Source organism: Verrucomicrobium sp. BvORR034 (assembly GCF_000739635.1).
Classification (GTDB): domain Bacteria; phylum Verrucomicrobiota; class Verrucomicrobiia; order Verrucomicrobiales; family Verrucomicrobiaceae; genus Verrucomicrobium.
This window is the reverse complement of record NZ_BATQ01000114.1, coordinates 13,315-31,655: the sequence shown is the minus strand read 5'-3', so window position 1 is coordinate 31,655 and position 18,341 is coordinate 13,315. Positions and strand designations below refer to the sequence as shown.

Annotated in this window: 11 protein-coding genes; 5 read left to right on the top strand and 6 right to left on the bottom strand. The window is 61.8% G+C overall.

The annotated features are described in order from the left end of the window. Positions 1–374: 374 nt before the first annotated feature. Positions 375–2,504, top strand: coding sequence for a sensor histidine kinase (locus BV034_RS19060; protein ID WP_050028584.1), 2,130 nt, complete (start codon positions 375–377; stop codon positions 2,502–2,504). 24 nt (positions 2,505–2,528) lie between these two features. Here BV034_RS19060 and BV034_RS19055 read toward each other — a convergent pair whose 3' ends face one another. After that, positions 2,529–3,167, bottom strand: coding sequence for a response regulator transcription factor (locus BV034_RS19055; RefSeq protein WP_050028583.1), 639 nt, complete (start codon positions 3,165–3,167; stop codon positions 2,529–2,531). A 99-nt stretch (positions 3,168–3,266) separates the two neighbouring features. Here BV034_RS19055 and BV034_RS19050 point away from each other — a divergent pair, with 99 nt between their 5' ends. Both BV034_RS19050 and BV034_RS19045 read left to right on the top strand, forming a co-directional pair. Then, positions 3,267–4,880 carry a hypothetical protein gene (locus BV034_RS19050; RefSeq protein ID WP_265593187.1) on the top strand — a complete coding sequence of 538 codons (1,614 nt, stop codon included), beginning with the start codon at positions 3,267–3,269 and terminating at the stop codon, positions 4,878–4,880. Continuing rightward, positions 4,778–6,097, top strand: a complete 1,320-nt coding sequence (locus tag BV034_RS19045; protein WP_050028581.1) for a hypothetical protein — start codon at positions 4,778–4,780, stop codon at positions 6,095–6,097. The genes BV034_RS19050 and BV034_RS19045 overlap by 103 nt, the downstream gene beginning before the upstream one ends. Positions 6,098–6,998: 901 nt before the next feature. On the opposite strand, the gene vccD is transcribed toward BV034_RS19045, so the two are convergent. From vccD to vccA, 4 genes are all read right to left on the bottom strand, one after another. Further along, a complete protein-coding gene (gene vccD, locus BV034_RS19040; protein WP_081887934.1) occupies positions 6,999–7,634 on the bottom strand; it encodes a Verru_Chthon cassette protein D in 636 nt (211 codons plus the stop codon). A gap of 19 nt (positions 7,635–7,653) precedes the next feature. Then, positions 7,654–8,859 carry a Verru_Chthon cassette protein C gene (gene vccC / locus BV034_RS19035; protein ID WP_050028579.1) on the bottom strand — a complete coding sequence of 402 codons (1,206 nt, stop codon included), beginning with the start codon at positions 8,857–8,859 and terminating at the stop codon, positions 7,654–7,656. Positions 8,860–8,889: 30 nt separating this feature from the next. Next, entirely contained in the window at positions 8,890–9,363 is a 474-nt protein-coding gene (gene vccB / locus BV034_RS19030; RefSeq protein ID WP_050028578.1) for a Verru_Chthon cassette protein B, read from the bottom strand. A gap of 74 nt (positions 9,364–9,437) precedes the next feature. After that, entirely contained in the window at positions 9,438–13,448 is a 4,011-nt protein-coding gene (gene vccA / locus BV034_RS19025) for a Verru_Chthon cassette protein A (RefSeq protein WP_050028577.1), read from the bottom strand. 576 nt (positions 13,449–14,024) lie between these two features. On the opposite strand from vccA, the gene BV034_RS19020 reads away from it, so the two are divergent. Both BV034_RS19020 and BV034_RS19015 read left to right on the top strand, forming a co-directional pair. Continuing rightward, positions 14,025–15,830, top strand: a complete 1,806-nt coding sequence (locus tag BV034_RS19020; protein ID WP_050028576.1) for a HEAT repeat domain-containing protein — start codon at positions 14,025–14,027, stop codon at positions 15,828–15,830. 60 nt (positions 15,831–15,890) lie between these two features. Then, a complete protein-coding gene (locus tag BV034_RS19015) occupies positions 15,891–16,625 on the top strand; it encodes a hypothetical protein (RefSeq protein WP_265593186.1) in 735 nt (244 codons plus the stop codon). 198 nt (positions 16,626–16,823) lie between these two features. On the opposite strand, the gene BV034_RS19010 is transcribed toward BV034_RS19015, so the two are convergent. Then, entirely contained in the window at positions 16,824–18,209 is a 1,386-nt protein-coding gene (locus tag BV034_RS19010) for an acetylxylan esterase (protein WP_050028574.1), read from the bottom strand. Positions 18,210–18,341 lie beyond the last annotated feature (132 nt).

Below are 18,341 nucleotides of genomic sequence, written 5' to 3'. Positions count from 1 at the left end.
TAGCCGTAGGGTGTAGAGGCAGAGCTCAGGCGGGTACTCTGCGACACCATCGACACCCTTTTTGCAGGTTCACCGAGATAGAGAGAGAGGTTTTTTTGGCGTAAGTTGTAAAAAGGGTGTCGATGGTGTCGCAGAGAGGGATCTGAGCCCTCAACAGGACCTCATGGGACGTTTGCCCGGGATCGGAACAAGAATGTCCCTCTCTCCTTTTACCGACTCTTGCCGAATGCCCTGCCTCCCATGCGTGAGCTCAAGTCTTGCGTCTTGTGTCCTCTGGTCTTGTGTCTCTATTGTATCCCATCGCATCACTAAGTCTCATGGGCTTAGGCGCCAATGGGGACGCTCTCGCATCATCCCCGTTCATGTGCCGCGCTATGCAACAACTCAAAGACCGATGGATCGGCGCGGTTCTCTGGCTCTGCTGTCTGCCTGCTCTCGCCCAGGAGGTGCCGCAGGGGCTCACAGAGTGCGCGGCCATCCGTTCCCTGCCGCGGGAGGTGGCGGCGCAGGGGCGTCCAGTGCAGTTGCGCGGGGTGGTGATGTTTTGCTACCGGAAAAGGGACGGGGCGATGGTGGTGCAGAACGGGGGTGTGGGCATCTATGTGCACGGCTTGAGGGTGCCGGATGCCTCCTTGCCGGACTGGCTGGCGCGTGGCACGGCGATCGAGCTGACGGGCGTGACGGAGGCGGGGAATTTTGCGCCCGTCATCCAGGCGAAGAAGATTCGCGTGCTGGGCACGGAGCCCCTGCCGGAGCCCACGCCGGTAAGTTTCTCTGAACTGCTGGACGGGAAATGGGACTGCCAGTTGGTACGGCTGCGCGGCGTGGTGCAATCAGTGGAGGAGCGACCGAAGGACGCTGAGCGCGTGCGGCTGGAACTCACGGCTAATGGCGGGCGCATCACGGTGAATGTGCTGGAGTCTTTGCCGGATCTGCCACGGCTCGTGGATGCAGATGTGGAAGTGGAGGGCGTGAACTTCACCTACTTCAACAATCGAGGAGAACTGGTGGGGGCTCGCGTGCAGGTGATGAATGCGGGCGATGTGCGCGTGCTGAAGCGCGGGCCGGAGGATCCGTTCGCGGTGCCGGAGTTGCACCTTTCCACCCTGCGACCATTCTCGCCCAGCGGGGTGACGTATCATCGACGCCGCTGCACGGGCACGGTGACGCTGGCGCGACCTGGCCAGTTTTTCTACCTGCAGGAGGGCGGGAGAGGCGTGCGGGTGGAGACGCGTGATCAGACCCCGCTGCAGCCAGGCGACCGCGTGGAGGCCTCGGGATTCGTCGAGGTGGGGGATCACTTTGGCAAGTTGCGAGAGGCCGTGGTGCGGAAGGTGGGAATCGCCCCGCGACCTGCGCCTCTTCCCATCCAACGCAAACGGGTGCTGGGCACGAATCTGCCGGGAAGCGAGACAGACGCAGACGACGTGGATGGGCTCTACGCGACGCTGCAGGGGCGGCTGGAGAAGGTGGACCTGTCCGACACCGAAGGGCCGCGCCTGCTGGTGGAAAGCGAAGGGCGACTGGTCTCGGCGACGCTCGGCAGAGATACGCCACCTGCGACGCTGGAGCGATTCGAGCCAGGGAGTGAAGTGCGGATCGATGGGGTGATCCGCGTCGAGCTGGCGTCTGGTTGGCCAGCGCAGGATTTTCCGCGCCCGGTGAACTTCCGCGTCTTTGTCCAGGGGCCCGCAGACATCGCCGTCGCGCGTGCGGCCCCGTGGTGGACCCCGCAGCGCTTGTGGCTCCTGCTCGGTGGCATCGGTACGGTGTTGGCGGTGACACTGGGCTGGAACTGGCTGCTGCGCCGACGGGTGGAACAGCGGGGCACGCAGTTGGCGCAGGAGATGAGCGCCCGGCGTGATGCGGCGGTGGAATTCGACGCCACCCTGCGGGAGCGCGAGCGGCTGGCGGCGGATTTGCATGACAGCCTGGAGCAATCCTTGACGGGGATGGCACTCCAGCTCGAGGCGACGGAGGCGCTGCAAGCCGAAGCCCCGGCACGCAGCGCGCAGCATCTGGGTCTGGCGCGGCAACTCCTGACCCGTAGTCGGGAGGAGGTGCGTCGATCCGTGTGGAATCTCCGTTCGCAAGCCCTGGACAATCGCTCTCTGCCCGATGCGCTGCGCGACACCGCAGCGACCTTCGCAGAGGGCCAGGCGCTACGCATCGAGGTGGCGAGCGAAGGCCCGGTGCGCCCCCTGCCTGACTTCATCGCGGGGAATCTCCTGCTGCTCGCGCGGGAAGCGCTGACGAATGCGATCAAGCACGGCGCGGCTCAGAACATTGAGGTGCGCGTTGTGTTCCATCCAACGGAGGTGGAGGTGGCGGTGAAGGACGATGGCAAAGGGTTTGATACGGAGGGTCATCCCGGCCCTCGTGAAGGGCACTTCGGACTGCAAGGGATGCGGGAGCGGATGAAACGGCTCCACGGCGCGCTCACCATCACGAGCACGCCAGGACAGGGGACATGCATCTCTGCCACCGTGCCGGTGGAAACCTAGAACCACGTCTTCCGCTGTTGGGGCCTACAGCGTATCCACCTGAAGCAATCCGCGCTGAAATCCGTTGGCCACGGCTTCTGCCCGGTCGGCTGCTTCGAGTTTCGCCAATATCGCTTTCACGTGAGCCTTGGCCGTGTGCTCGGTGACGCCCAGCGCGACACCGATATCCTTGTTGGAAAGGCCGCGACGCAGGTAATCGAGGACTTCCAGCTCGCGTGGGGAGAGGGAGCGACGTTGCGCGCGCTCCACCAAGCGGGCTTCCAGCGGCGCGGGTACGGCCCGCCCGCCATCATGCACGAGACGGATCGCCCCGGTGAGTTCGGCGCGTTGCGCTGTCTTGAGCAGATAACCGGCGGCACCGGCCTCAATGGCTTGGAAGATATCCTCCTCCAACTCGGAGGTGGTGAGCATGATGAGCCGTGCTTCCGGGTACTCCGCTCGAATGCTCCGCAGCGCCTCCAGGCCGCTCGCACCGGGCATCCGCAGATCGAGCAGGGTGATCTCCGGCTCGAGCGCACGGTATTGCACCAGGGCGCCTGCGGCATCCTCGGCCTCGCCCACGATCACGAAATCAGGCTCCAATCCCAGCACCGCCGCCAGACCCATTCGCACGACCAGGTGGTCGTCCACAAGCAGCAGACGGATGGGTTTCTTGGGCGGCATGACAGGTCAAGATTCCCCGCCTGGAGGCTGCACGCAACCTCCCCGGCATTGCTCTTTCGGGTAATAGCGCAGGTCTGGGGCAATCCGTAGCATGCCCGTATGACCAACGCTGGCCGTGTTCTGCTTCCGACACCAAGAACGACAACAAACCCGTTCTCCCGCTCACGCATCATTGCAGGCTTGCAGGCGGCTGCGGCGGTGTTTCTGGCAGGGCTGGCGTGGCTGGCACCCACGTTACAGGCTTCCGTCCGCCTTTCCGGCCCGCTTGGGTACAACCAGTTTGAGAATCGCGTCAGGTTCCTGACGACAGGCGGCTTTGCCCTTCCGGATGGTGACTGGACGATCGGCATTTGGGATAGTTATTTCCAAGGGAACGGCGGCTGGCTCATCGCCACGAATGTTCCCACGGCGACCACCTCCACCCTCAGCCTGTGCTTTGACAAGACAAAGGGCCGATACGTGGTGGGCGGCATGGACAGCGCGGGGAATGCCTTTGGCAGCGGGGGCACAGCGAGCGGCGTTGCGGGCACTCTGCCGGGCGGCTACGCCTCACGCATCACGGGCAAGTTCACGCCGCGGCTGCACATCATCCGCCGTCGGGCCGGGTACAATGAGTATCTGGTGGCAGAGGGCGGTCACGCGCCGGTGCTGGTGAGCAGTCAGCAGCGGGCCTTTGTGGGATTCCCTTTGAGGAACTGGTGGATCGGCTGCCATAGCGAGTGGGCCGAGTTGTATGATGGCGATGTGGAGGGCTTCTTCTTCGCCACCGCAGCGGTGAGCGACCGGGACATCGCCCTCATGGCCGCGGGGCAGAAGCCCACCAGCAGCGCGAGTCTGAGTGGCAATGTGCCTGCCTACTTCCCGCTCGAAACAGCGCAGCTCGCGACGACGACCAATCCGCTGCCGCTGGCGAATATGGGAAATAACAGCGCGATCGGCCTGAATCGCATGGGCCCGGTGACGCGCTTCTGGGACGGTCCGATGCTGCGGGGGGCCACGGCCGAGAACAACACGCCCGGCCAGGTCACGGAGCCGACCAATGTAGTCGCTCTCAACAGCTTCCAGCCCTTCCAGATCATCCGGCACCTGAATGGCTCGGCAGATGTCCGCTTTACGGGGTTCGACTACGGCACGGGCCTGGCGGATATCGAAATCCGCTTCCTCGACGTCGAGCATGGCACCGCCACGCCCTGGCAGATGCTGCAGGCAGGCTCCGCGGGAGGCTCAGCCATCGATGCGACCGTGCCGGTCCCGAAAGGCTACTGGAAGACCCTCGAGGTGCGGCGGGTCAATTCATCCGACGGACCAGGCAACAGCAATCGTCCCAATCGCACCTGGTCCCGCTGGGCGGTGGGGGAAGTGGTAGTAGTGTGGGGAGACAGCATACAGGGGCAGGTGGAGTCCACGGGCCGGGCCGGGATCGTCGCTGCGAACGGTTTCACCGCCAAGTATCCCAGCACTTATCCGAACACGATTCCCGGGGATACCAATCCGCTCTACAACGGCATGTGGAACCTGCTCGGTGGCATCGGGATGGGGGCGGGACCCAAGGGGAGAACGAGATCGCCAACAATCTCTCCGTCGCCTCCCAGTCCTGCGTCGGCATCACCGTGGTCTGGGCCGGAGCGACGCGGCTCGCCTATTGGAATGGCCGCCTGGGTTCCACTCCCTACAACGGGGCCAAGGCGCTGTGCCTGGCGAACGGCGGCTTGAACAAGCCGAATGTCATCACCTGGGTCACGAACCTCGCGAGTGCTAAGTACAACGATGACTTCTACGATGATCTGGAGCGATTCAAGGCGGCACTCAACACAGACTTCGGTGAGGGAACCTGGCGTCTGGTGGTGGCACCGACGCCGGTCATCTTCAATCCAGAGCCGGTGTCTGGCGGGAGCCTGCACACGGTGCGGGAGGCCACCTCCCGCTGGGTGCAGGACAATGTGGTGTGCGCCGCTTTTGGAGGCATCTTCTTTGATCACCTGACCTATGATGGCGTGCATCCGGAGGGGGCGGCCTGGAACATCATGGGACCCCGCTGGGGGAATGCGGTGGGGCATCTACGCGCTCCATCTACCTTTGCCGATCCGCGGGGCGGAGAGATCACGAAGTTCTACCGCTCCTCCGGGAAACTCCTCGTCAAGGTACAGTTGTTTGCGGGAACCGCGCTGAGTCTGAAGACCCCGGCGGCGAACATCAGCGGCTTCACGCTCTCGAGCGACAACTTCGCCACGACGATTCCTCTTTCCTCCGTCACGCTCCTGAACGGCACCACGGTGCAGATCACGCCCTCCGCTGCCTTGCCGGGAGGCCCGCTGAAGCTGCGCTACCTCTTCGGCAGGCCGGGAGCATCCGGCACCACCTTGGCCGAGCTGGGCGCGGACAACATGCTCTACGTCAATGCTGGTCCGACCAACCTGATCGCCGTGCAGCCGATCTATGGATCGTCCAGCAGCTCCTGGGCCCTGGTGGAGTCGGCCGCGCCACCAGCCCCCTCGGTGTCGTGGCAAGGAACCCAGTTCACCCCTGCGGAGATCTTGGAGGGTCAGGCAAGCATGACGGGGGACTTTGATCAGGACGGCGTTCCCACCCTGCTGGAATACGCGTTTGGCGGGAATCCGAAGTTGCAGGATGCGGTGCTGATCATTCCTGTCGCGGGAGTTGAAGGCGATCAGTTGCAGATCTCCTTCCACTGTGATGCCAACTGCACGGACATCACTTACACCGTGCAGGCCTCTGAGACGCTCGAGGCGAGCTCGTGGACAGACATCGCGAGAAGTATCGGTGGAGCAGCGACCCTGCCTGTGGGAATGCTCAGCAGCGTGTCTGATGCAGGCGTGGGGCGGCGCACCGTGACCGTCACCGACGCCATGCAGGTGGCTGCGGTGAGCCGGAGGTTTCTCAGAGTCAAGGTGGCGGAGGCGGGTCCGTAGGGGACTTCCATGCGGTACCAGGAAACACCAGAAACTCACGGCGGCAATGGAGCGGTTACGAGTCTCGCCGTGGCGTGCCTGCTTCTGTCGAAGCTTGGTTGCGCAGCGAGAAGGCGTGGATGCAGACGCTTCAGCGAGTGCCTGCCAAGGAACCTGGGGTGGTGAAACATGGTCTGGCCGTTTCTCAAAATGGCCTTTGCCTGGGAAGCTCGGGGAGCGCGCGCATCCCTGCGTGCTGTTCGCGGCATCTTGCCGCGAATGTCAGGCAGTGCATGACATCGCATCCGCCTGACGTGGAGGCGTTGATGGCAGAGGGGAGAAAGCGGATGCTGTCGGCCTCCCCACCTGATCATCGTCTGCGGAGGTACCCAACGTTGACTCGCTTAGGGCTCGTCCAACGTTGGGCTGTGTTAGAGATCCCCGCTGGGGATCAACTTCGAACTGAGAAGGGCACCTCCAGGTGGTTCCTTGGCGGCCACCCCAAAACGCGCGCGATTGGTTCGTTCTCCTCACGTCGACAACTACAGGGGCGCTGTGTGATGATTGATCAAATACCAGTGGGGAGAGTTGGGGCGTGAGCCATCAGGGTGGATGCGGAGGCGGAAGGTGGATGAGAATGCCTTCTGCCGTGTGATGAACAACACCGGACGTAGTTGTCGACGTGAGGAGGCACTAACTTCCCCTCTGCGATGCTTCCCCGAGGATTGCGACCGCGTGCCCAAGGGGTGCTCCCTAGCCGCGAGGGGTTGCAGTATCAAAAAATTCCTGACATCTCTATTCGGCTTCGCAGAGTGAAATACCCAGAAACTTCCCTCTGAAAATCACAACGGCAACGGAGAGTCAGATCCGTTGCCGTTGCTTGTCTGCCTGCATCTCTCACTCACTCAACCAAATTCTAATTCTAATAGACGGTCGATTGCCCGGTCACCGGTTGAAGGACCATGGAACGATAGTTATCGGGAAGTGCGTCGGCGGACTTTAGCTCGTTCTCCTTCACGAAGGTGAAGACCGCATCGGGAGAGCGGGGGAGCGTGGTGGTGCCGTTCGGGAGGAACATGAAGGCAACGAAGTTGCGTGGCGCACCCCGAAGTGGAATCGCATCCTCTGGCGGAGATTGCACCGGCAGGTTCTTGATGGACGTGTATTCTGCAGCCTCGTGCAGGATGATGTCGTCGGTAAAGTACTTCACCTCCGTCAGGTTCTTGTAGATGGCTTTGCCATCGGCGGGGTTGTAGCCCGTGAGCCGGACGAGTTGATAGGCCCTGAAGGCGGTGACAGAACCGGCCCCCATGTCATCCGGCATCTGGTAGAAGCGCATCTCCACGGGGAAGTTGTCCTTCTGCGCCATCAGGATGGCTTGGGAGCACTCAGAAGCGACCCCTCTGGCCTGCGCGGTGAGCTTCTGGGCCTTCCAGGCGGTGCTGACGTTTAGGCTCAGGGCCATGAGCACGCCAATCAGGGCCATCACCACCATGATCTCAATGAGGGTAAAGCCGCCGGAGGCCCGGTGCCTTTGGAGGGTTCTAGGTGATTTCATCAGACGCAATGGCTGTTCCTTAGAGTTTTTCCCGTTCGGTGATCCACTTGGAGGCTCGCAGGGTCACGGTGGTGGTGAAGACCTTGTAGTGGACGTCGAGCGCGTTCAGGCGGGTCTCAATGGTGTCGATCTCGTAGGTCTTGTTTTCGAGCGGCTTGTTGAGGTCCGGCGCGAAGTTGGTCGCTGTGGTCAGCAGGCCCTTGAACACATCGCGGATCTTGGTTTCGGCCCCGGCTGCTCCTTCACGCTGCACAAGGCGGTCGTAGGACTTTTCGTCGGTGGCGATCAAGGTGAGCTCCAGCATGGCGGGTGGCTGGTTCTTGCTGGAAAGCACGTCCTGGGCAGAGTTGCTGGGGCGCCATTGGTAGAGGCGGGTGTCGTACTCGTAGGACTGCTTCTTGCGGGTGTCCGTCACGCTGTTGGCAGTGGAGGTGCCGCCGGTGGTGACATAGATGTAGGGGACAATGACCAGGGCCAGGATGTTGTCCGCCAGAGGCACGGAGTACTCGGCGGTGGTTCCTGTTCCATTCTTGTACGGGCCACGGAACCAGCGGTAGATGTCATTCTTGGCCGTCTTGGCACCGATGTTGAACGTGGGGTCAAACAGAATGGACACGTCAGCAGGCTGGCGGAATTCCATGAGGCGGAACCGCTTGCGCTCGGGATTGAGCTGCAGGGGCATGCCGGTGCGCATGAAGGTGGGCCGCCGGGTAAGATCCGTGCCGTAGTCCACATAGTAGCCCCAGCAGTTGAGCAGATCGCTCATTCCCGCAATGGACGCGCCCATGGTGGTGGAGGAGTCTGTATCTCCCAGCAGGGCCTGGAAGAAGACCCCGTGACCGTTGCCGGTTGCGTTCGGCATCAGGTTCTTGACGCCGTCCTGCACATAGTGCAGGTCACTGAGCCGGCTGTAGTACTTTGGAGTCGGATTGGCGGCGGTGGGATTGTCGTACACGTAGCCCCAGTAGCTGTTGAGCGTGGCCTGGGACAGCTTGCGCGCCATGGACTCAAAGGCCAGGCGTGCGTCCTCGAACTCCTCGACCTGGGCCTGGGAGCGTGCGACCACGTTCTGCATGTTGCTCAGCACGCTGGTGAGCATGAGCACCATGACCGCGAGGATGGCCACGGAGAGCATCAGCTCGATGAGCGTGAAGCCTCTGCTGCGTCGCGTACGCTCCGCCGCCGCAGCGGCGGGACCGGGGGCTGACTGGGTGTGCGTGTGCATGTGCATCTTCCGTGGGGTGGGGCGTTGCTACTAGAGCTTGGTCTGTTCAAGGTTGGCCACGATCACGTTGCGCTCGTGATAGAGGAGGGGATCATTGAAAGCCTCCGAGTTGTTGATCTGGCTGGTGATGAGCACCCTCAGTTTGCGGAGGTGTTTCGACGGTGTGGGGTCTCCGGCCAGGGTCGGCGGGGTGGCCTTGTCCACCACGGTGCGGGCCGTGATGGCGTGGTCGATGTCGCCCTTCTTCAGGGCGGTGCCCCGGATGTCGAAGTAGAACTCCTTGTCCGGCAGGGTCATGGAGGCCCCTGGCGATCCCCAGCTGATCATCTGATAGGTTCCCACGACGGACTGGACGATGCGCGCCTCGGCTTGTTTCAGCGAACTCTTGCGCAAGTCGTCAAGGCCGGTGGGGATGAGGGCCACCAGCGTGAGAACTGCGATGGAGACGATGCCGAGGGCGGTCACGGTTTCCACGAGGGAAAAGGCTTTGGGGCTGCGTTTCATGGGAGTCATAGTAAAAAGGGGGGGAGGGGTTTTTTCGTTTTGTTTTGGGGTTCAGGACGGGGCGGGCGGGTGGCTCAAGGGGTGAACTGTTTGCGCTGAATGATGCGAATGCGGTAGAAGGTGTCCCAGGAGTACTTGAAGCTGCCGGCCCCGATCATGGCGGTGGCGACCTGGCTTTCATTGGGATCCAGATAGCGCTCCATGATGGTGGAACCGCGGTACTCAGAGGCCACCGTGTCGCGTCCTTCCACCCATTCGGTTGGTTCCGAGGAGCGGGCTTTACGCAGGGTCTGCACCCGGTAGTGCACCGTGAAGGTGTTCGATTTCGTGGTCAGACGGGGATAGATGTGGTTGTACGGTTCCTCGCGGGAGTTGTCTCCGGTTAGTTCCATTGCATCCACATCACCCAGAGTTCCATTCCACCACTTCGTCATTTCATTGTAGTCGGTCGGCGGCACAGGCGCGTCGGAGGCGTAGGTCTTTCCACTGAGCCGTTGGGGTACGAGGAAAATGTCGCAGATCTCCGAGGCGGAGTGGAAGATGTCACCCGTGTTGAAGCGGTTGCGGAAGCCCTGCAGCGTCGCGGTGGAGTTCACGGCATAGCGCAGTTCACTCGAGTGCGTCGTGCTGGCGTCAGACTGCTTGTACACAGCGGAGCCGCTCTTGTTATAGGCGCCGGATCCGGAGCTGGTCGTGGTCACGCCCGTGCCCTTGCCACCTGCCGAGCTGGGCGAGATGGCCGTGAGGCGGGTGGACTTGAGCACGGCCCGGATGCCGGTGGTGCGCTCGATGTGCGTGAAGGGCGCCATTTGGTAGTTCATGTTGATCTTACCAGCGGTAGAGAGCGGCTCGCTGATCGCGTAAGGCTCCGTGACCGGCATCCAGAAGAGGTCCAGCAGCAGGTGATCGCGCGGAGCACCAAATCCAGGGTGGTCGGCGGCGGTGGGTTCTGTGTTTGGAGCGCTCGTACGGGAGGCGGGGTTAGGGCAGAACAAGAGGGTCTGCCATGGCTTAACCCCGGTTGCATTGCCGATGTTGAGTCCAGTGGGCAAAGAGCCAAATGCTACTGCCGAGGCGATCTGACGGTGGGGGGAGAAGGTAACTCCCTTTTCCTTGTCGAACTGGTGGCGGCTTAGATAGGGAGATCCCGATTCGCTCGCCGTGTTGCCTTCGTCAGGTTTGCGGATGTAGGGACCATCGGCAATGACGCCGACTCCGTTGTCCCAGTCACCAGGGGCCACATTGGAACCCGTGGTGGTGAGAAAGGCGCCGTCAAGCCCCCGGGGGACCGCTGGCGGGCAACCACGAGCATAGACGAATCCTTTAACCAGGGTGCCAGCTGTGTTGTGGTTCGACTGGCGGCCACTCTGTTCACCCCAGTTTTCAGCGGCGGGAAGCGCCCCGGAGTTTGGCCCGAACTGGCCATTGCTCGCGGAGAGATCCGTACGCAAGAACTGACGACGTTCCACCGTGCTGTCAGCATAGTCCCGGTGGACGGTGAACCAGCTTGAAGGAATGACCTTCATCCCGGAGTACAGGCGCAGGTCGCCTTTGGGCGCTGCGTTTACATCGGCTTCGACGGAGCGGACGATGTCACCATCGCAGATCAGGCGCAATTCATAGCGGGAGCCATCCCATTTGAAGCGTGAGTCCAGGGTCCCATAGGTAGCATGGAGGCGCGGGACCTTGAACTTCACCGGTGTGGTGGGGAAGGTCATGTTGATCGTTTGCACAAGTTTGTTGTCATCCGCCGTTCCAGTCCAGCCCGGGTAGGTCTTGATGGAGAATGATCCTCCTGTGAATGTGAAGTCCGCCGCCCCATCCGGGATCTCGAAGGATTGTCCCACAAATGGATAAACGGAGACGTCACCTCCCGCAGCACCAGGGGTAGGGGTTTTGGCCGCCTGTTTGCCAGCCGCGAGGAGGTTTCCCAGGCCAGTGAATGGAGCGCTGCCGCAAGCAAGAGCATCAAAGGTGCCCTCCGTGACGTTGCAGAGGTTGTCCATTCTTGGAGCGAACCCGAGAGTGGTTTCAGGGTCGCTGCCGACCTTGGCCCGGAAACCATCCATGCCCTCAATGCGATAGATGATGTTTGCCGTCATGCAGGCTGGGCCAGTTGTTGGCACGAACGGTTCCAGAATGACGTAGGGCTGGATGCGGTCCTTCGGCTTGTCAGTTGGGTTCTTTGGAACTCCTTTGATCCGCATGAAGACCAGCACTGCCTCCGTCACGGTGGGCCAGCGACCGTAGCCACGAGCCACGACCGTATTGCTTTCCCGGATGTCCATCGGCACGGCGCTGGACTGCCCCTTGTTCCCGTCAACACGGTCGGGCAGATAAGTGTAGGTAGGCCAGCCGCCCGCGGATACGGAACTGTAGCTGTTGATGCCCCAACGGAGCAGGTCGAACGCTCCGGCACCGATCTGGTCGCGTTCGCGCTCGCCGTACTTCTGCTTCATGGACTTCACGCCAAATCCGGGTGGTGGTTGAGCTTCCAGACCGGTCGCACCACCGATACCGCCGGTGAGGGCGCGGTAGTAGCTGTGGAACATGGCGTCATTGCGCATGGTGCCGGGGTAGTCGCCCTTCGGGTCCTGGGAGGAGCCGGGATCGCTGGTGGAGAAGTTCTTTTCTCGAACCCAGTACCATTGGCGGTCAGTGGTCCCGGTGGTTTCGCTCATGAAGGCCAGCAGCTTGTCCTTGGGATTGCGCTGCGTGGCATCCTTGGACTGCGGCCAGAGACTGATGCGCGGCTTGCCGAAGAGGTTGAGCTCGGGGGAGCGGCTGTGGGCGGTGAGGAAGAACTTGCCCAGCTCCAGGGAGGAGGCATCCAGGCCGGTCAGGTTCTGCTGGCGGGCGGGGTCGAAGAACATTTCCTCAACGCTTGCATACAGGCGCTCCTGCTTGGCAGGCAGGCCGACGGTGGCGCTGCCGGGCGTGGTGGTGCCCGCCATGGTGCCGCCCCAGGGTGTCCTGGGCGAGAGCTTGTGGAGGCGGGCAAACACCGCCGTATTGGGCGTGAAGGAAGGATCCACATAGAAGTCACTGCCGAAGGCCTGGAACACCGTGCTCAGGCTTGTGGCAGCAGGGTGGCCGGGATAGCGGCTGAACTCATTCTGCGCAGGCACCCGGGCGGCATAGTCCTTGTCCGTCTGGTTCGTGGAAACAGGCATCTGCCATTCACTGCCTTCGCTGGCGGTGTTGATGTTGATTTTGTTGCTGTCGTCGTCCGTCCAGTAGGCGACGCGTCCTACGATGGGGTTGTCCTTGGTGGGGGACGCGGTGCTACCGGCACCCGTGCCCGCACTAAAAGTCGCCTTGGTCGTGTCGGAGGAGGTGGGGGTCACCAGGCTGCCGTCCTTCAGCACATACATCCAGCGCACGGGCATGGGCACGCGGGCTGCCAGGTCCTTGCGATTGGTGGCCTTCACCGTGCCAATCACGGTTGCGGTGCCGGCTGGCGCTCCTGAGCCGCCGCTCGCATAGTAGTCAAAGCCATCGATGGCGTAGCCAGACGGGCCGGGGGCTGCGGCACGGGGATCGAGGATGGGGAACTTGAGCGTGGGCGTCGTGCCAGGAACGGGCACGGGCTCATTCAAGTCTGTGAACATGCCGGGCTTCGCGTTCCAGGTGGCAAGATCATCGGCGTCTTCCCGTAGCGCCGCAGCGGCTTCAGTCGGGTTCATACCGCTGGCGGTTGCCGTGGCGCCGGATTTGGTGACGACCAGTTTGTCATCCGAATAGAGCTTGTAGAGCCCCACCGCCTTGCCGCGGAAGTTGCTGATGTCGGGCTCGATGCCGTAAACGCGAATCATCCCCGGCTGGGACGACCAGGTCTTGAACGCGGTCTCGCTGCCGACCGGAGCCAGGTTCTCCGTTGCCTTGCGCAACTGGGAGACCACCAGGTTTACCGGTACATCGGTGAGGTTACGGACCTCCACGCTTTCTGCGAAGCTGGTGGAAGACTGGGATTCAGTCTGCACCATCGAAAAGAAGGCGAGGACGAGCGTGACGAGGATGGTGAGGATGCTCAGTACAATGACGAGCGCGGCACCCTGATTTTGGTGTTGGGGGGACTTTCTCATGCGTCGGAGTCGGTCGTGATATTTGTATCATTCTATTGGAAGTTCGTACTGGATGGCAATTACGGATCTGCCAATACAATGTGTGTACTCCGTTAGTAGGGAGCCACTTATGCGCAGAATCAGCCTGTGGCGGGGCACGGAGCGTTTTTTGCGGTTTCAGACGTGCTAATGGCACCCTGATGTGCGTTACGGCGGCTGATTTATCCCAATATCAGGCCGTGGATTACCCTATCCAAAGACCCTGCTTAGCGGCCATCGAGCCGCGGGAAACGCCCTTATCAGATAATTTCTACTTTTGGGCGATATCGGATTGTAAATTCCGATTTATTGATGGTGCTCGGACAAAAAGGAGCCGGGAATCGATGATATCCGCTGAATTCCTAAACGCTCGAAGCGACGGGATCTTAGCACAGTCTGAAAAATTTCATGTGTTTTTTTTAAGGAGTGATGTGGATTTGGAATAGGCGGGCAACGACAGCATGGGCAACGCAGCTCCATTCAAGGGTTGACGGATGTTTTTGTGCTGACGCAAACTTTGGGATGTTTAGAAAATGGCCCGTGTTTTTTGCGTTGCCCATGATGGCGGCCCTTTTTGGGGGTAAATTGGGCGCACAACCGTTGGGCCCGGTGCCGGTAGGAGCCGCGGCCAGATTGCAGTTCTACAAGGCCCCGGAATTTGTGTTGGGGGAGCCCATTGAACTGACCTTTGTGCTGCGAAACGGGGGCCCTCTGCCGCTGAAGGCGCAAACGGGCGGCGACTACCGGGCCACGGGCTATCCCACAAGGTACAAATTCGAAGTCGTCGATGACGCCGGATCAAAAGCTGAACCCACGGCCTGGTACGACATGGGCGGGATCATCGGTGCGCCTCACGAGGTGGCACCCCTCAAGGAGTACCGCGAGCAACTGGTGCTGCAGAACTATGTGAGGATCGATCACCCGGGGGAATACCTCGTAAAGGTCCATCACGACTTCGGGTGGCTGGCGACGACGGAACGGCCGTATCCCGTGGCGGAGGCCCGGATCAAAGTGGTGCTGCCCTCTGCCGAGGAGGCAGGGAGACGGGTGCAGGCGCTGGCGAGAAAGAACGAGCATCGCCAGTCTCAACACCTGGGGCAGTACTGGAACAGTCCGCCCTTTGTCTGGATGATTCACCCCATCTACCTCCCCGCCTTGGAGCAGGCCGCGGCCGGAGGCTGTCTGCAGGCGTTCGAGGGCATTCATCGCATCCGCAACACCGATGCGACCCGGGCGCTGGTGAGGCTGCTGGAGAGTGACCAACCAGAGGTCGCCAGTGCGGCGGCGCTCTTCGTTGCCAAGCGCCTGCCGGTGCCGAATGGGAAAGAACGCCCGCTCCGGACTTTTCACGGGTTCATCACGCCCGGTGGGGAGATGGAGCTCTATGCGCATCGCTATTGGCTCCCGGAACTGGATGCCACGGTGATCAAGGCAGCGCGCAAGATGGTCACTCGGTCAGGGCCAGACGAAGTGGGGCGCGCGGCAGCGCTTTTGGGCGGGCTGGGGGATGTGACCGATGCAGAACTGGTGATCCAGGCACTGAATCGCGTTGTCCGGACCAGCAAGGATCGCACGGATCCCAAAGGTGAGACCTTTCTCGCGGCCGCCCCAGGGCCCGCCTTGCTCAGCGCGCTGGAAGACATCCAGCGCCGCGGCTGGAAGTTCGACTTCTCTCAAGACGATGAAACTCCTGAACCGGGGAGGTTGTGGGCTGGCCTCTGGCTTATGGCAAGCGCCAAGCTCCCTGAGCGACCTCCCGTCCCCGCGGCTGGGGATTCGCTTTTCGCACCTGGGCTGGCGTCTCCCTATGCCGTCGTGCGGGAGGCCGCGCTACGAGCCCTGCCCGACCCTGCTCCTGAACGCTTGCGGGACGCCATCAAGGCAGCGCTCGGGGATGCGGATCTCGGGGTGCGACGCGCGGCCATCCACGCCACGCTGGGCACCCGGGACGCCAGGTTCGAGGAGCCATTGCTCAAGCTCGTGAGAGAAAATCCTGAGTCCAACATCACCCGTGATGCCTGTGATGCCGTGATCCACCTCGGCGCTCGATGGCAGATGACCAAGGTCTGGGTGAATGCCCTGGCGGAGGAGTCGCGCTTTCAGGAGGCGTTGGTGTTTCTGATGGAGCAACTGGCTTGGCCGGAGGGCGCCCGCCTTCAGCAGACCAGCACGATTCCTGCGGCGGAGGCGGGAGAGATTCATCAGGCCTGGAAACGCTTCCTCGGTGATCCGGCGACAGAGTCACATCTCCGTGCTGGCCGTCGCGTTCCGGTATCGGATGCCGTGATGATGGAGTTGGGAGGACGTTATCGCGAGTGGCAACTGCCTGATGGGCGGACTTGGCCGCAGGCGCTGTCCCGGTGAAGTGCGTTCTGCCCGGAGTTCTGATGGCGCATCAGCAAACCCCGGCTATGGGTCGAGGGCATGCCTCTTCTTCGATTTTCAGCCGCTCCTCTCTGCTTGTTTGCCGTCGCGGCGACGCTCTCGGTCAGTTCTTGCACCTCCGTCAAACCCGGGGAGGTGGGACCTCTAAGCACCGTGACCCGGCAGGAGTGCCTGGCGAAGGCGGAGCAATATCTCCATCACACGTGGCATCCTACCGAGAAGAACCGCCTGCATGGGATCGATGCCGATGGTCAGCGGGTGGACACGCCCGACCACCTGTTTGCGCCAGCGGGCAAGACGCCAGGCTATTGGAAACCCGGCACGGTGAATTACGGGGTGCCCTACTGCTGGGGCGGTAACGACACCCCGGAGTCCTTTGACCGTGCCCTGCGCGCCGGGAAGTATGCGGGGGATGTGTACACAGAGGCCAAGCGGGCAGGGCTGGAGAATGCCGTGAGCCGCCACACTGCCGGGGTGGACTGCTCAGGCTTCGTCTCCCGGTGCTGGGGCCTGACGTGGGCCTGCTCCACCCGCACGCTGCCGAAGATCTGCGATGAACTGCCCTCCTATGAGGCGCTGCAACCTGGAGATGCCCTCAACGTGTACAACAACCACGTGGTGCTCTTCGCAGAATTCACCAATGCGGAGAAGTCCGAGATGCTCGTCTATGAAACCGGCAGTCCTCTGGGCTGGCGGGTGACAAAACACACAGTGCCGGTGTGGTTCTTGAAACAACAGGACTTCAAACCCTACCGGTATCGGGGAATTCGGTAAAACGGTGATTCAGTAATTCAGTAAACCAGTGATTCAGCAGGGCAAGGGTTGGGGCGCCTGAGTTCGAGGAAAGGTTGTGCTCCATCAAGGAATATTGACTCAGGCCGGACCTTCGGCCCTCAAACGCCCACCGGATTGGAATGGAAAGGGTGGTTGTCCACCCTTTCCATTCCAACACTCCGTTGCCCCGTTGCCCCGTCACTCCTTGCCAGCCTTGAGCTGTGCGACGGCGGCATCGGTCATGGCTTTGACCGCCTGAGGTGAGTTGGAGTGGCCGCTGGGGATGTCGTTGTAGATCGACTTGTTCTGGAGCGGCAGGGCATTGTAGGCCGCATAGACGCTGGTAGGTGGGCAGGTGGTGTCGATAAAGCCGACGGTGACGATCCCGGCCTTCGCCTTGGTTCGGGCGGCGAAGTTCACGGCGTCGAAGTAGCGGGAGGCCTCCAGCGCTTTGGTGTTTTTGACTCCCGTTTTGTCCACAATGGAGAACTTGGGCCAGCCCGCGACGCGGTTGACCTCCATGCCCGTGTGATCGCAACCGGCAGGAACCCCGGCGGCGAAGAAGGTGACCCGCTCATCCAGTGCCGCAGCCGCAAAGGCCTGGAAGCCACCCTGGCTGGATCCGTACACGATCAGCGTCTTGCCGTCCCACTCCGGCTGGGCGCAGAGGAAGTTCATGGCCTGCATGAGGCGGCGGAACATGCCCAGATAGTAGCAGCCTTCCCGGCTGTCGTTGATGGCGGCGCGATAGTCCTTAAGCACGCTCTGATCCACGTCCTTGTAGAACTCGTCCGACCGGCCGTTGGGCAGGCCGTGGGCGTTGATGTCCATGGCCAGAGCTCCGTTGTTGCTCCAGTTGGCGGCACTGTTGAGCTGGGAACTGCGCACCCCGGCACCGTGGACGAGGAGGACGGCGGGCAGGGACTTGGGGGCGGCTCCGGTGGGTTTACAGAAATAACCGGAGACAGGCGCGCCGATGCAGTCGAGCTGGACATCGTAGCATTCACCGACCTTGGCCACATCTGACTTCACAGGAGTAAGCCGGGGATGCAAGGGCACGGCGGCGACCTTCTTCTTCTGATCGGCCCAGAAGGCATCAAAATCGTCTGGCACCGGAAGGCTGGGCTTGATGGATAGAGGCTCAACGCCCGCTCCGCCCAAGGCTGTGACGGGCTTCCCATTGTGCAGCACCGTCACACGGCACAGGAGGAACCCGGCCTCGGGAAGGCTGCTGGTGACGGTGACAGAGCCTTGGTTGAGACGCGCTTTGCCTTCCTTGATCGGCGGCACCCCGTCCTTGGAGATGTTCCAGGAGATCTCTGTATCGGGTGCCACGGGCGAGTCTGCGGCGAGGCTGACTTTGAAGGTGACCTCTTCTCCGATCTTGTAGAGGGCATCCGGCTTGGTGCTGGCCACGGTGAGCAGTTTGACCGGCTTCGGTGCCGGTGCAACGGCAGGGGCAGTCGTTGCCGCCGGGGCGGGGGCAGGGGCGGGAGATTGCGCCGCGAGTGGGAGGACGGGGCCGGTGGCAAGGGCAGCCAGAGAAGTGAGCAGCAAATGGCGGAGACGGATCGTTGGTCGCATGGAAATGAAGTGGTTGGAAGCGAACCTCTACGCACGCCAGAGGCGCAAATGTTGCGGGCAATCAGGCAATTTTTCCGCGGTGTTTGTCCGGCCATGGAAATGTCACCGCTAGCTGTGCATTTGTGATGCTCA

What these genes read in the sequence shown, in the direction of transcription:
- vccD (WP_081887934.1), bottom strand. Translation starts at nt 7,634, where the DNA reads ATGAAATCACCTAGAACCCTCCAAAGGCACCGGGCCTCCGGCGGCTTT.
- vccB (WP_050028578.1), bottom strand. Translation starts at nt 9,363, where the DNA reads ATGAAACGCAGCCCCAAAGCCTTTTCCCTCGTGGAAACCGTGACCGCC.
- BV034_RS19050 (WP_265593187.1), top strand. Translation starts at nt 3,267, where the DNA reads ATGACCAACGCTGGCCGTGTTCTGCTTCCGACACCAAGAACGACAACA.
- BV034_RS19060 (WP_050028584.1), top strand. Translation starts at nt 375, where the DNA reads ATGCAACAACTCAAAGACCGATGGATCGGCGCGGTTCTCTGGCTCTGC.
- vccA (WP_050028577.1), bottom strand. Translation starts at nt 13,448, where the DNA reads ATGAGAAAGTCCCCCCAACACCAAAATCAGGGTGCCGCGCTCGTCATT.
- BV034_RS19015 (WP_265593186.1), top strand. Translation starts at nt 15,891, where the DNA reads ATGCCTCTTCTTCGATTTTCAGCCGCTCCTCTCTGCTTGTTTGCCGTC.
- vccC (WP_050028579.1), bottom strand. Translation starts at nt 8,859, where the DNA reads ATGCACACGCACACCCAGTCAGCCCCCGGTCCCGCCGCTGCGGCGGCG.
- BV034_RS19010 (WP_050028574.1), bottom strand. Translation starts at nt 18,209, where the DNA reads ATGCGACCAACGATCCGTCTCCGCCATTTGCTGCTCACTTCTCTGGCT.
- BV034_RS19020 (WP_050028576.1), top strand. Translation starts at nt 14,025, where the DNA reads ATGATGGCGGCCCTTTTTGGGGGTAAATTGGGCGCACAACCGTTGGGC.
- BV034_RS19055 (WP_050028583.1), bottom strand. Translation starts at nt 3,167, where the DNA reads ATGCCGCCCAAGAAACCCATCCGTCTGCTGCTTGTGGACGACCACCTG.